Source organism: Micromonospora pisi, assembly GCF_003633685.1.
Classification (GTDB): domain Bacteria; phylum Actinomycetota; class Actinomycetes; order Mycobacteriales; family Micromonosporaceae; genus Micromonospora_G; species Micromonospora_G pisi.
This window is the reverse complement of sequence record NZ_RBKT01000001.1, coordinates 6,897,060-6,910,600: the sequence shown is the minus strand read 5'-3', so window position 1 is coordinate 6,910,600 and position 13,541 is coordinate 6,897,060. Positions and strand designations below refer to the sequence as shown.

The following is a 13,541-nucleotide window of genomic DNA, read 5'->3' as shown; positions in this document are numbered from 1 at the left end:
ATGCGACCCGTGCCGTGGTGGGCCCTACTCTCCGCGACCGGCGCTCCGTTCTTCCTGATCGGTGGCTGGACCGCCGGGGCGGCCCGTCAACCAGACCACTACGACCCGGTCTTCGACACCATCAGCGTGCTGGCCGGACCCGGTGCGACCGACGCGTGGATCATGCTGCTCGGGCTGGCCGCGGCCGGCGCCTGCTACGTGATCACCGCCATCGGGCTGAGCGTGGCCGGGATGCTGGGCCGGAGCCTGCTCGCGCTCGGCGGGATCGCGACCGGCCTGGTGGCCCTCTTCCCGCAACCGGAGAACGGCGGTTCGAACCAGCACGCCTTCGTCGCCGGCACCGCCTTCGTCGCGCTCGCCCTCTGGCCGGTGGCGTCGACACTCGCCCTGCGGGACCGGTTCTGGCCGACCTGGGCGGAAACCGTGTCGCCTGGCACCCCGCGCCCCTGGGCGGTACGCCGCCCGGCGGCGATCCTCGCCAGCCTCGTTCCGATCGGGCTCTGCGCCTGGTTCGGCGTCGAGATGTTCACCCGTGGACCCTGGATCGGGCTGACCGAGCGGTTCGCGGCCGGCGCCGAGTCGCTCTGGCCCATGGTGGTCGCGATCAGCGCCCGCCTCACCCCCTTCACCCTCCCTGCCGCGCCCCCCACCACCGCTGCCACCACCGCCACCACCGAACCCCCCATGTAAGGAAGGGCCCCTTGTTATCGCTTTTCGTATAGGAAGGGCCCCTTCCTAACATCCGGGGGCAGCGCCGATGGAGGGCGCGGGGGGCAGCACGGGGCGTTGTTTGCAGCGACGTACGTCTATATGATTCGCGCACCGCACACTCCACCACCTGGCACCCGTGATCCGGAGGCCCCCATGCCCCTCACCCGGCACACCCTGTCCCTGTTCGCCGCCGTGTCCGTCCTGATCGGCTCGATCGTCGTCGGCGCCGTCCCCGCCGCCGCCGACCCCGGTCCACCGCCGAGCTCGATGTCCAGCCTCGGTGACTCGATCACCCGCGGCTTCAACGCCTGCGGCTGGTACGTCGACTGCACCTCGCGCTCGTTCAGCACCGGGGACAACGCCTCGGTCAACGCCCACTATCTTCGGATCCGGGCCGCCAACCCGGCCATCAACGGGCGTAACTACAACGACTCCCAGACCGGGGCGGACTCCGCCGACCTGCCCGGCCAGGCCAGCAGCGCGGTCTCCCGAGGCGTGCAGTACGTGACCGTGCTGATCGGCGCGAACGACGCGTGCACCGGTTCCGAGTCGAGCATGACCACGGTCGGTACGTTCCGCGCGAACATCGACACCGCGCTCAACCACCTCAGGACCGGCCTGCCGGGCGCCCGGGTCTTCGTGATCAGCGTGCCGGACATCCAGCGGCTCTGGTCGGTCGGCCGGGGCAGCGGAAGTGCCCGTACCGCGTGGAGTCTCTTCGGCATCTGCCAGTCGATGCTGGCCAACCCCACCTCGAACGCGCAGGCCGACGTCGACCGCCGCAACCGGGTACGGCAACGCGTCGTCGACTACAACACCCAGCTCGCCCAGGCCTGTGCCGCCTACGGGGCGAACTGCAAGTTCGACAACAACGCGGTGTTCAACTACCCGTTCGCGTTGAACCAGCTTTCCGGCTGGGACTACTTCCATCCGAACGCCACCGGTCAGCAGGTGTTGGCCAACGTCACCTACGCCGCCGGCTTCGGCTGGTAGGGCGGCGCGTCCGACGGGCGGGCGAAGCTCCGCCAGCTCGTCGCCCACCGGGGTTAGGAAGGGCCCCTTGTTATACAAAAAGCGATAACAAGGGGCCCTTCCTTACATCGAGCTCCAGCTCAGGAGCTATACATCGCGGGTATACACCTCGTGTAGAGTCAGCTCTCATGTCAATCCCGCAGACCTTCCTGGGGCTTCTCGAATCCCGCCCCCGCCACGGCTACGACCTGAAACGGGCGTACGACGAACGCTTCGGGCACGGCCGGCCGCTGCACTACGGCCAGGTCTACTCGACCCTCGCCCGACTCTTGAAGAGCGGACTGGTCGAGGTCGACGGCGTCGAACCGGGCGAAGGACCGGAGCGCAAGCGGTACGCGGTCACCGCGTCCGGCGTGACCGACGTCCAGCGTTGGCTGACCAACCCGGAAAGGCCCGACCTCTACCTGCAGAGCACGCTCTACACGAAGGTCCTGCTCGCCCTGATGACCGAGCGGAACGCGGCCGAGATCCTCGACGTCCAGCGGGCCGAACACCTGCGCCTGATGCGCGAACTCACCCAGCGAAAGATCAACGGCGACCTCGCCGACCAGCTCATCTGCGACCACGCCCTGTTCCACCTCGAGGCGGACCTGCGCTGGCTGGAACTGACCACCGCCCGGCTCGACCAGCTCGCCACGGCGGTGCGCTCATGAGCGCCGACCGCGACGCACCACAGCCGAGCACCGAACCGACCGGCGCTCCCCTGCTCGTCGGCCGCGACCTGCACAAGGCGTACGGGCCGACGCCGGCACTGGACGGGGCGTCGATCAGCATCCGCAGCGGCGAGGTGGTCGCCGTGATGGGTCCCTCCGGCTCTGGCAAGTCCACCCTGCTGCACTGCCTCGCCGGCATCGTCACGCCCGACGCCGGCCAGATCCACTACCGCGACCGGGAGCTGTCGGCGATGTCGGACGCCGAACGCAGCGGCCTGCGCCGGGGCGAGTTCGGGTTCGTCTTCCAGTTCGGCCAACTGGTGCCCGAACTGACCTGCCTGGAGAACGTCGCCCTGCCGCTGCGCCTGGACGGCGTACGCCGCCGGGAGGCCGAACGGCGGGCCGGCGAGTGGCTGGAGCGGCTGGAGGTCACCGACGTGGCCGGCAAGCGGCCGGGCGAGGTCTCCGGTGGGCAGGGTCAGCGGGTGGCGGTCGGCCGGGCGCTGGTCACCAGCCCCCGGGTGCTCTTCGCCGACGAGCCGACCGGAGCCCTGGACTCGCTCAACGGCGAGCGGGTGATGCGGCTGCTCACCGAGGCCGCCCGGCAGACCGGCGCGGCGGTGGTACTGGTGACCCACGAACCACGGGTGGCCGCGTACTCCGACCGCGAGGTCGTGGTCCGCGACGGCCGTACCCGTGATCTGGAGCTGGTGACCCGGTGAGCCGCAACCGCCCCGACCGGCGGCCCGGTGCGGGCCGTTGGCGGGCCGACCTCCTGCTCGGCGCCCGGCTGGTCTTCGCCGGTGGACGGGAGGGGATCCTGCGCACCACACTGGCCGCGATCGGCGTCGGCCTGGGCGTGGCGCTGCTCCTGGTCGCCGTCTCGATCCCGACCATGCTCGGCGAGCGGTCCAGTCGCGGCGACGTCCGTGAGGAGCAGGCGTACGGCACCGGGCAACTTGAAGCGGCCCGGAACACCCTGCTGATCGCCCAGGCCAACACCACCTTCGGCGAACACTCGATCTGGGGCCGGGTGCTGCGCCCGGAGGGCCCCGACGCACCGGTGCCGCCCGGCCTGGATCGACTGCCCGCACCGGGCGAGATCGTCGTCTCGCCGGCCCTGGCCGACCTGCTCGCCTCCCCTGCGGGCGCCCTGCTCCGACCCCGGTTCGACTACCTGGTCAGCGGGAGGATCGGCGACGAAGGGCTGAGCGGTCCCCACGAATACGCCTACTACCTGGGCAGCGACCAGCTCACCGAGGACCAGTCCACGGTCACCCGGATCGACCGGTTCGGCGTGCCGAACGTCAGTAGTGAGCGCCTCGACCCGGTCCTGCTGCTGCTGGTCCTCATCGTCCTGGTGGTCCTGCTGCTGCCCATCGCCGTTTTCATCGGTACCGCGGTCCGGTTCGGCGGCGAGCAGCGCGACCGCCGGCTGGCCGCACTGCGGCTGATCGGCGCGGACCGGCGGATGGCGACCCGGATCGCCGCCGGAGAGTCCCTGGTCAGCGCCGTGCTCGGGCTCGCCGCCGGGGCGGTCTTCTTCCTCGTCGGGCGGCAGTTCATCGGTACGGTCACGCTGCGGGAGATCAGCGTGTTCCCCTCCGACGTACGCCCCGATCCGGCGCTGGCCGCGCTGATCCTGCTCGGGGTGCCGGTCACGGCGGTCGCCGTGGCACTGCTCGCCCTGCGCCGGGTGGTGATCGAGCCGCTCGGGGTGGTTCGCCGGTCCGCCGGTGCGCGGCGTCGGCTCTGGTGGCGGCTCATCCTGCCGGTCGTCGGTGTCGTGCTGCTGCTGCCCCTGCTCGGCCAGGTCGACCAGACCGGAAGGTCGGTCAACCAGGTACAGGTCACGGTCGGCGTGGTGCTCCTGCTCGCCGGGGTGACTGCCGTGCTGCCCTGGCTCGTGGAAACGGTGGTGCGTCGGCTGGGTGGCGGCACCGTCGCCTGGCAACTCGCCACCCGGCGGTTGCAGCTCGACAGCGCCGCCTCCGCCCGCATGGTCAACGGGGTCGCGGTCGCCATCGCCGGCGGGATCGCGCTCCAGATGCTCTTCTCCGGCGTCGCCCCCGACTACCAGCTCCGCACCGGACAGGACCCGGCCCGCGCCACCATGTACGGCGCCCTACCCCTGGACAGCACCGGAGGCGCCAGCACCGCGACGATCGCCGAACGCCTCCGCGCCACCAGCGGCGTGGTGTCCGTGACCCACCTCGTACGGACCGGGGCGACCCTGGCCGAGGGACCGACCGGGCCGGACGGGGAACGCCCGAGCTGGCCGCTGCTGGTCGGCGACTGTGCCGCGCTGGCCGAACTGGCCACCCTGGACCACTGCGCTGACGGCGACAGCTTCAGCGTCGACGAGACCGAGCGGTTCTCCGCCCCACTGCCCCAGGCCGGGCAACGGCTCGAGATCGGCGCCCCCGAGGACGACACGCCTAAACAGTCATGGACCGTGCCCGCCGGAATACGACCCGCATCGGCTCGGACCGCCCCCGACGGCGGCCGACACCCCGGCCTCCTGGCCACCCCCGGGGCGGTGGACGTGCAGTCCGTTCCCCACCGGACCATGCTCGTCTACCTGACGCTCGACCCGACCGTGCCAGCCGCCGGGGAACAGGTCCGGAACACCGTCGCCGACATCAGCCCCCTGGTGGAGGTCTACCCGTTGGCCCGCTCGATGGAGGACAGCACCTTCCACGACATCCGCCGGGGGCTCTTCATCGGTGTGGTGGCGGTGATGCTGCTGCTCGGCGCCAGCCTGTTGGTCACCACCCTGGAGCAGCTACGGGAACGACGCCGGCTACTCGCCGTACTGGTGGCGTTCGGCGCCCGGCGCAGCACCATGAGCTGGTCGATCCTGTTCCAGACCGCCGTGCCGGTGCTGCTCGGACTGGCCCTGGCCACCGTGCTCGGCACCACGCTGGGCGCGGTGCTGCAACGGGTGGTGCGGGAGCCCGTACGGATGGACTGGTCCAGCCTGGCCCAGCTAGCCGGGGTCGGCGGTGGCACGGTGCTGCTGGTGACCGTACTCAGCCTGCCGGCGCTCTGGCGCCTGATGCGCCCGGACGGTCTGCGCAGCGAATGACCCCGCCGCCCCGCTCCACAGGGCGAGCCCCCGCGAGCCGTTAGGAAGGGCCCCTTCCTCTACCGGAAACGATAAGAAGGGGCCCTTCCTTCGTCAGCGGGCGAGGCGGGCGGCCCGGGCGTCGCGCTTCTCCTCGAAACGGGAGGCGGCCTTGTCCAACTCGTCCAGGTGCGCGGCCAACTGCTCGCGGGCGGCCTCGCCGTCGGCGTCCAGACCGGTGACGTTCCAGACGTCCCACTGGCGCAGCACCGGCACCAGCACCTCGTCCCGGTGCTGGCGCAGGTCGTAAATGCCGGCCAGGGCGATCGCCACCGACTTGCGGGCAAAACCGTCGATGCCGTTGCCCGGCATCTGGAAGTCCGCCGCCACGTCCGCCACCGCGCGCATCGCCTGGCTCGGGGCCAGCTCGAACGCGGCGGCGAGCAGATTGCGGTAGAAGATCATGTGCAGGTTCTCGTCGGCCGCGACCCGGGCCAGCAACTGCTCGCAGAGCGGGTCACCGGTGACCCGGCCGGTGTTGCGGTGCGAGATCCGGGTGGCGAGTTCCTGGAACGAGACGTACGCCAACGAGTGCAGCACCTCGTCGGAGTGCTCGTTGACGTACCCGGCGGACATGTGGACCATCCGCGCCCGCTCCAGCGCCACCGGGTCGACCGCCCGGGTGACGGTCAGGTAGTCACGGATCGCCGTCCCGTGCCGACCCTCCTCGGCGGTCCACCGGTGCACCCAGGTCCCCCAGGCGCCGTCCCGGCCGAACTGTGTCGCGATCTCATGGTGGTACGACGGCAGGTTGTCCTCGGTGAGCAGGTTGACCACCAGGGCCGTCCGGGCCACCTCGGGAATTGAGGTGTCCTCCGGCGACCATGCCTCGCCACCCAGCACCCCGTCGAACGTCCGCCCGTCGCTCCACGGCACGTACTCGTGCGGGAACCACTCCTTCGCGACCGCGAGGTGCCGGTCGAGGTTCTGGGCGACGATGGGGTCCAGCTCGGTCAGCAACTGGGTCTGGCTGAGCGGACGGGTGATGGCGGAAGTCACAGGCTCTCCCTACGGTAGCGTAAGTTACGCAACCGTAGGTCAAGTCGATCGACAACGCCAGTCGGACCGCTCAGCCAGTCCGGGCGAATCCCCGCGCCGCTCAGCTGACCAGGGGACGGAGGTCCTCGACGGGCGGCGTCCACTCGTCCGGAGTGGCCGGCACCTGCTCGCCGGAGCGGATGTCCTTGACCTCGTCCACCGCCCCGTCGGCGCCCGGGAACCACACGTACGGGATGCCGCGCCGCTCGGCGAAGCGGATCTGCCGGCCGTACTTCGCCGCCGACGGCGAGACCTCGGTGGCGATCCCGCGCCGCCGCAGCTTCGCCGCGATCCGGTCACTGGCCGGCCGGTGCTCCTCGTCGGCGAGCGCCACCAGCACACAGGTCGGCACCGACCGGGAGACGTTCAGCTCACCAGAGCCGAAGAGCAGGCCGAGTAGCCGGGTCACGCCGATCGAGATGCCCACGCCGGGGAAGGTTGCCGAGCCGGCGGTGGCGAGGTTGTCGTACCGGCCACCGGAACAGATCGAACCGAACCGCTCGTACCCGCGCAGCTGGGTCTCGTAGACCGTACCGGTGTAGTAGTCCAGGCCACGCGCGATGCGCAGGTCGGCGACGCAGAGGCCGGGCGAGTGCGCGGCGGCCGTCTCCACCACCGTGACCAGTTCGGCGAGCCCTTCGTCGAGCAGCGGGTGCTCCACCCCGAGGGCGCGGACCGCGTCGGCGAACGAGCCGTCCGGAGCGCTGATCTCGGCCAGGGCCAGACACGCCTTGGCCTGCGCCTCGGTCGCCCCGGCGGTCTCGACCAGCAGCGCCGCCACCTTGTCCGGACCGATCTTGTCGAGCTTGTCCACCGCACGCAGCGCCGCGTCCGGATCGGTCAGCCCGACGCCCCGGTAGAAGCCCTCGCTGACCTTGCGGTTGTTCACCTGGATCACGATCGGCGGGATCGGCAGCCCGCTGAGGGCGTCGCCGATGACCAGCGGCAGCTCGGCCTCGTAGTGCGCCGGCAGGGTGTCCCGGTCGACGATGTCGATGTCGGCCTGGAGGAACTCCCGGTAGCGCCCCTCCTGGGGCCGCTCCCCCCGCCACACCTTCTGGATCTGGTAGCGCCGGAACGGGAACTGCAGCTTGCCGGCGTTCTCCAGCACGTACCGGGCGAACGGCACGGTCAGGTCGAAGTGCAGGCCGAGCGCGTCGTCGCCGGTCGGCCCGCCGGGGTCCTCCTGCAACCGGCGTACGAGGTAGACCTCCTTGGAGGTCTCCCCCTTGCGTAGTAGCTGGTCCAACGGCTCGACCGACCGGGTCTCCAGTGGCGCGAAGCCGTACAACTCGAATGTCCGTTGGATCCGGCCGATCACGTACTGCTCGATCATCCGCTGCGGCGGGGCCCACTCGGGAAAGCCGGAGATGGGGGACGGCTTGCTCATCATGCTCCTTGGACTTCCGCGCGGACGCGCGGATTCGGTGACGCGAGGCGGCGCGAGTGGGCGAGCTACCAGTTGCGGCGGATAGCTGCGGGTCGCACGTCTTCCGGCGTACCCACCTGATGCAGGTACGGGTTGCTCGCGCGCTCTCGGCCGATGGTGGTGTCGGGGCCGTGGCCGGGCAGGACGACGGTGTCGTCGGCGAGCGGGAGGATCTTCTCCCGCAGGCTGGTCAGCATGGCGGGCATGCTGCCGCCCGGCAGGTCGGTGCGTCCGATCGAGCCGGCGAAGAGGACGTCCCCGGTGAGGCAGATCTGGTCCGCGTCCCAGGGCGAACCGGCTGCCGGCAGGCGGAAGAGCACCGACCCGCCGGTATGGCCCGGGGCGTGGTCGACGGTGATCTCCAGCCCGGCCAGGCTCATGGTCGCGCCGTCGGTCAGCTCGGCCACGTCCTCCGGCTCGGAGTACTCCAGCCTCCCGCCGAGGAGCTGGCTCATGTCCGCGGCGAGCCCCTTGCTCGGATCGGCGAGCATCTCCCGGTCGCCCGGGTGCACGTACGCGGTGATCCCCCGGGCGCCGCAGACCGGCGCGACCGAGAAGGCGTGGTCCAGATGGCCGTGGGTCAGCAGTACGGCAGCGGGCTGCAACCGGTGCTCGGCGAGGAGCTCGTCGAGCTGGTCGATGACCCCGATTCCCGGGTCGACCACGACGCACTGCTCTCCGGGCGCGGGCGCGACCACGTAGCAGTTGGTGCCGAAGGTGTCCGCGGGAAACCCGGCGACGAACACGGCTGCCCCCTCCCGTCGACGTCTGAAGTCACCCGCAGCCTAGCCCGCCGGTCAGGGTGGGCGGCGCGGCACACGTACGGTCCCACCCGTGGGGCCGACCACACCATCGGATTTGGACTCCGTACGACGTACGGGACATCCGAGCCGGGTCGGGGTCGAACGGCATGGGGGAAATATCCGAAAGGCCGGTCTGGCGCGTCGACGCAGGACCGCCCGGGGCACCGGATTCCCCCACCGGCCACCTCGTACACCACATTCTCAGCGGATGGCCGTACACTCTGGCGGGCGTGTGGCGTGGCGCACTTGACGTCCGACGGCGGGTAGGTGGCCGTCCGCCACAACCAGGGTAGAGGGAAAAGGAGCGCGGGTGGCTTCCAGCAGGGACCGGCAGCGCAAGTTGGCGCGCGCCAAGCTCGACCGGCAGATGGCTCGACGAGCCGCCTCCGTCCGGCGGCGGCGACAGATCCAGGCCGGGGTCGGCGCGGCTCTCGCGCTGGCGCTCATCGTGGTCGGCTCGGTCTGGGCGCTCGGCGGTTTCGACCGCGAGCCGAGCCCCGCGGCAGCACCGGAGATCTGCGCCTGGACCCCGCAGGAGGCGAGTTCGAACGCCAACCTCAAGGACGTCGGCGTGCCGGGAACCACCGGACTGCCGACCGCCGGGACCCGCCCGATGACCATCACCACGAACCAGGGCAACCCGGTGACGGTGGACCTCGACCTGACCAACGCGCCCTGCGCGGGGGCGAGCTTCGCCCACCTGGCGAGCCGGTCGTTCTACGACAACACCAACTGCCACGAGATCACCGCCGAGGGCGCGCTGCGCTGCGGCGACCCGAGCGGCACCGGCCTGGGCGGCCCGACGTACACCTTCACCAGCGAGAACGTACCGACGGCGCCGGCTCCCAGCCCGTCGGCGAGCCCCTCGCCCACCACCTCTCCGCTCTACCCCGCCGGGACCGTCGCCCTGATCGGCAGCGCGCCCGGTGCCAACGGAAGCCAGTTCCTGATCTTCTACAAGGACTTCAGCCCGGCCACGCCGAGCTACCCGATCGTCGGCAAGGTCAGCTCCGGCCTCGACGTGATCCAGAAGATCGGCACCATGGAACGGGTGGACAATGGCAGCGGCGAGCAGGTGAAACCGAAGACCGACGTGGTGATCCAGAGCCTGACCGTCGGCGAGGTCTCCCCTGACGCACCGCCCGCCGCGCCGCCGGCGGCGCCCCCGACCGCCACCTCCACGGCGGCGGCCGGGCAGTCCTGAGCAGAGCCCCAGACACCAGCCGCGGACGCAGCACCGCAGCGTAGATAGCCCAGGAGGAGTCACCGTGACGTCCACGAGAGAGCGGCAGCGCGCCGCGGCGCGGGCACGGCTCGAACGGGAGATGGCCCAGCGGGCCGCCGCCGCCCGCAAGCGCCGCCAGCTCCAGACGACCGTCGGCGCCGGACTGGCTCTGCTGCTGGTCATCGCCGGCACCGTCTGGCTGGTCGCCAGCCTCGGCGACGACGACAAGTCGACCGACACCGCCACGCCCGCGGCCGGAACCACCCAGTGCGTCTGGACCGACCTTCCGGCGGAACAGCGCTCGCCCACGACCAAGGACGTCGGGCTGCCGCCGGCCACGGCGCCGAACGCCGGCTCGCAGACGATGACCATCGACACCGGGCTCGGGCCGATCACCGCGAAGCTGGACCTGAGCAAGGTTCCGTGCACCGCGGCGAGCTTCACCCACCTGGCCGAGAAGAAGTTCTTCGACAACACCAAGTGCCACCGGCTCGTCACCGAGGGCCTCAAGGTGCTGCAGTGCGGCGACCCGAGCGCCACCGGAGCGGGCTGGCGCGACAGTGACGGCACCGGCGGCCCGAGCTACCGGATGGCCGAGGAGAACCTGCCGACCGAGCAGCGCCCGCCGTACCCGGCCGGGGTCATCGCGATGGCCAACTCCGGCCAGCCCGGCACCAGCGGAAGCCAGTTCTTCATCGTCTACGGCGACTCGGAGCTCGACGCGACCTACACGGTCCTGGGCACGGTCACCGGCGGGATGGACCTGGTGACGCAGGTCGGCGCGGCCGGCGACGACGGCGCCTTCGCCCAGCAGGCCGGTGGCGGCCACCCGAAGAAGGAAGTTCTGATCAAGTCGATCACGATGAGCCCGGTGGCGAGCTGAGTTTCCGCACACCTTCCGCCATCACTGACGAAAAGGGGGCGGCCCGCTTCGGCGGGCCGCCCCCTTCGTTCGTCCTACGTCTCATCCGCGCTTCCCGGCCCGCCGATCAGCGTGTCGGGCCCGGGCCCACCTCCGGCGCCGGTCAGGCGCCGGAGGTGACCCGGTAGGCGTCGAAGACACCATCGACCTTGCGCACCGCCGCCAGCAGGTGACCCAGGTGCTTCGGGTCGGCCATCTCGAAGCTGAACCGGCTCACCGCCACCCGGTCCCGGGTGGTGGTGACGGTCGCGGAGAGGATGTTGACCCGCTCGTCGGAGAGAACCCGGGTGACGTCGGCGAGCAGCTTGTGCCGGTCCAGCGCCTCCACCTGGATCGCCACCAGGAAGGTCGAGGCGCTGGTGAGCTTCCAGCTCACCTCGACGATCCGCTCCCCCTGCACCCGCAGGTCCTCGGCGTTGGCGCAGTCGTCCCGGTGCACACTCACGCCACCGGAACGGGTCACGAAGCCGAAGACCGAGTCCGGTGGGACCGGGGTGCAGCACCGGGCGAGCTTGATCCAGACGTCGCTGACGCCCCGGACCACCACACCCGGATCGTGGCTGGAGGTACGGCTACGCGGGGGCCGGGTGGCGACCGCGGTCTCGGCGATGTCCTCGGCCGCGCCCTCCTCGCCGCCGTAGCCGGCCATGAGCCGTTGTACGACGGACTGGGCGGAGACCTGGCTGTCGCCGACCGCCGCGTACAGCGACGCCACGTCGGCCAGGTGCAGGTCCCGGGCGATCGCCATCAGGTTGTCCGAGCTGAGCATGCGCTGCAACGGCATGCCCTGCTTGCGCATCTGCTTGACGATCGCGTCCTTGCCGGCCTCGATCGCCTCCTCGCGCCGCTCCTTGTTGAAGTACTGGCGGATCTTCGTGCGCGCCCTCGGGCTCTTGACGAAGCCCAGCCAGTCCTGGGTCGGGCCGGCGGTGTCGGACTTCGACGTGAAGATCTCGATCACGTCGCCGTTGGAGAGGGTCGACTCCAGCGGCACCAGCTTGCCGTTGACCCGCGCGCCGATGCACTTGTGCCCGACCTCGGTGTGCACCGCGTACGCGAAGTCGACCGGCGTCGACCCGGTCGGCAGCGGGATCACGTCGCCCTTCGGCGTGAAGACGTACACCTCCTGGCTGGAGAGGTCGAAGCGGAGCGCGTCCAGGAACTCGCTCGGGTCGCTCGCCTCCCGCTGCCAGTCGAGCAGCTGCCGGAGCCAGGTCATCTCGTCGATGTTGGCCGGCGGGCCGACGACCGTCGCGCCCTTCTGCTCCTTGTACTTCCAGTGCGCGGCGATGCCGAACTCCGCGGTGCGGTGCATCGCGTACGTCCGGATCTGCATCTCCACCGGCTTGCCGCTGGGCCCGATCACGGTGGTGTGCAGCGACTGGTACATGTTGAACTTCGGCATCGCGATGTAGTCCTTGAACCGGCCCGGTACGGGCTGCCAGTTCGCGTGGATCACACCGAGGGCCGCGTAGCAGTCGCGCACCGTCTCGACCAGGATGCGGACGCCGACCAGGTCGTAGATGTCGTTGAAGTCCCGACCCCGGACGATCATCTTCTGGTAGATCGAGTAGAGGTGCTTGGGGCGCCCGGTCGTCTCCGCCTTGATCTTGGCGGCCTTGAGGTCGACCTGCACCTTCTGCGTCACCTGGCGCAGCAGCGCCTCACGCTGCGGCTGGTGCTCGCCGATCAGCCGGTTGATCTCCTCGAAGCGCTTGGGGAACAGGGTGCCGAAGGCGAGATCCTCCAGCTCCCACTTGATCGTGTTCATACCCAGGCGGTGCGCCAACGGAGCGAGGATCTCCAGCGTCTCCTTGGCCTTCTGCTCCTGCTTCGCGCGGGGCAGGAAGGTCAGCGTACGCATGTTGTGCAGCCGGTCCGCGAGCTTGATCACCAGGACCCGTGGGTCCTTCGCCATCGCCACGACCATCTTGCGGATCGTCTCGGCCTTCGCCGCGTCGCCGAGCTTGACCTTGTCGAGCTTGGTGACGCCATCCACCAGCAGGGCGACCTCGGCACCGAAGTCGATCCGCATCTGGTCGAGGCCGTAGTTGGTGTCCTCGATGGTGTCGTGCAGCAGCGCCGCCACCAGCGTGGTGGTGTCCATGCCGAGGTTGGCCAGGATGGTGGCGACCGCGAGCGGGTGGGTGATGTACGGGTCACCGGACTTGCGGTACTGCCCCGAGTGCCAGCGGGCGGCCATGTCGAACGCGCGCTGGAGCAGTCGGGCGTCCATCTTGGGATGGGCCGCCCGGTGCGTGGCGATCAGCGGTTCCAGCACCTCGCTCACCTGCGGCGTCTGCCACGGGGCGTTGAACCGGGCCAGCCGGGCGCGGACCCGCCGCCCGGTCGGCGCACTGGCCAGACCGAAGCTCGACGTCGGCGAGCCGGGTTCGTCGGCGGTGACGAGTCGACCGGCCGCACCGACCGGCACCACCACGCCACCGGCCGGGCCGGGCAACGCCACACCGCCGGTGCCGCCCGGACCGTTCGCCGGTCCGGTGGGCGGGGTGACGGCGACCGGGACCACCGCCGCGGGAGTGCCGCCGGCCGCCACTGGTGACGCGGGGGCGTGCGGGGCGGAGCCGTTGGCCGCCGTCG

The 13,541-nt window shown here is 70.7% G+C and carries 11 protein-coding genes; 7 read left to right on the top strand and 4 right to left on the bottom strand.

The features are described from left to right. The 5 genes from BDK92_RS29895 (at position 1) to BDK92_RS29875 (ending at position 5,484) form a co-directional block, all read left to right on the top strand. Complete coding sequence (locus BDK92_RS29895; protein WP_121159750.1) at positions 1-690, top strand: DUF998 domain-containing protein; 690 nt, start codon at positions 1-3, stop codon at positions 688-690. A 174-nt stretch (positions 691-864) separates the two neighbouring features. Then, a complete protein-coding gene (locus BDK92_RS29890) occupies positions 865-1,704 on the top strand; it encodes an SGNH/GDSL hydrolase family protein (RefSeq protein WP_121159748.1) in 840 nt (279 codons plus the stop codon). 167 nt (positions 1,705-1,871) lie between these two features. Continuing rightward, positions 1,872-2,396, top strand: a complete 525-nt coding sequence (locus BDK92_RS29885) for a PadR family transcriptional regulator (protein WP_121159747.1) — start codon at positions 1,872-1,874, stop codon at positions 2,394-2,396. Further along, positions 2,393-3,118 (top strand): ABC transporter ATP-binding protein, encoded by a 726-nt coding sequence (locus BDK92_RS29880; RefSeq protein ID WP_121159746.1) that lies wholly within the window; start codon positions 2,393-2,395, stop codon positions 3,116-3,118. The genes BDK92_RS29885 and BDK92_RS29880 overlap by 4 nt, the downstream gene beginning before the upstream one ends. Further along, a complete protein-coding gene (locus BDK92_RS29875; protein WP_121159744.1) occupies positions 3,115-5,484 on the top strand; it encodes an ABC transporter permease in 2,370 nt (789 codons plus the stop codon). The genes BDK92_RS29880 and BDK92_RS29875 overlap by 4 nt, the downstream gene beginning before the upstream one ends. A gap of 93 nt (positions 5,485-5,577) precedes the next feature. Here the strand turns inward: BDK92_RS29875 and BDK92_RS29870 are convergent, their stop codons facing one another. From BDK92_RS29870 to BDK92_RS29860, 3 genes are all read right to left on the bottom strand, one after another. Further along, a complete protein-coding gene (locus BDK92_RS29870; protein WP_246017319.1) occupies positions 5,578-6,522 on the bottom strand; it encodes an acyl-ACP desaturase in 945 nt (314 codons plus the stop codon). Between the two features lie 100 nt (positions 6,523-6,622). Further along, positions 6,623-7,951 (bottom strand): histidine--tRNA ligase, encoded by a 1,329-nt coding sequence (hisS, locus tag BDK92_RS29865; protein WP_121162712.1) that lies wholly within the window; start codon positions 7,949-7,951, stop codon positions 6,623-6,625. A gap of 65 nt (positions 7,952-8,016) precedes the next feature. Next, positions 8,017-8,736, bottom strand: coding sequence for an MBL fold metallo-hydrolase (locus BDK92_RS29860; protein WP_121159743.1), 720 nt, complete (start codon positions 8,734-8,736; stop codon positions 8,017-8,019). 367 nt (positions 8,737-9,103) lie between these two features. On the opposite strand from BDK92_RS29860, the gene BDK92_RS29855 reads away from it, so the two are divergent. Beyond that, on the top strand, positions 9,104-9,997 hold the full coding sequence (locus tag BDK92_RS29855) for a peptidylprolyl isomerase (RefSeq protein ID WP_121159742.1): 894 nt from the start codon (positions 9,104-9,106) through the stop codon (positions 9,995-9,997). A 64-nt stretch (positions 9,998-10,061) separates the two neighbouring features. Continuing rightward, positions 10,062-10,901 (top strand): peptidylprolyl isomerase, encoded by an 840-nt coding sequence (locus BDK92_RS29850; RefSeq protein WP_121159741.1) that lies wholly within the window; start codon positions 10,062-10,064, stop codon positions 10,899-10,901. A 142-nt stretch (positions 10,902-11,043) separates the two neighbouring features. Here the strand turns inward: BDK92_RS29850 and BDK92_RS29845 are convergent, their stop codons facing one another. After that, complete coding sequence (locus BDK92_RS29845) at positions 11,044-13,470, bottom strand: RelA/SpoT family protein (RefSeq protein WP_246017591.1); 2,427 nt, start codon at positions 13,468-13,470, stop codon at positions 11,044-11,046. Positions 13,471-13,541 lie beyond the last annotated feature (71 nt).

Excerpts from the sequence above, each read along its gene's own strand:
- BDK92_RS29895 (WP_121159750.1), top strand. The coding sequence starts at position 1 with ATGCGACCCGTGCCGTGGTGGGCCCTACTCTCCGCGACCGGCGCTCCG.
- BDK92_RS29890 (WP_121159748.1), top strand. The coding sequence starts at position 865 with ATGCCCCTCACCCGGCACACCCTGTCCCTGTTCGCCGCCGTGTCCGTC.
- BDK92_RS29885 (WP_121159747.1), top strand. The coding sequence starts at position 1,872 with ATGTCAATCCCGCAGACCTTCCTGGGGCTTCTCGAATCCCGCCCCCGC.
- BDK92_RS29880 (WP_121159746.1), top strand. The coding sequence starts at position 2,393 with ATGAGCGCCGACCGCGACGCACCACAGCCGAGCACCGAACCGACCGGC.
- hisS (WP_121162712.1), bottom strand. The coding sequence starts at position 7,951 with ATGAGCAAGCCGTCCCCCATCTCCGGCTTTCCCGAGTGGGCCCCGCCG.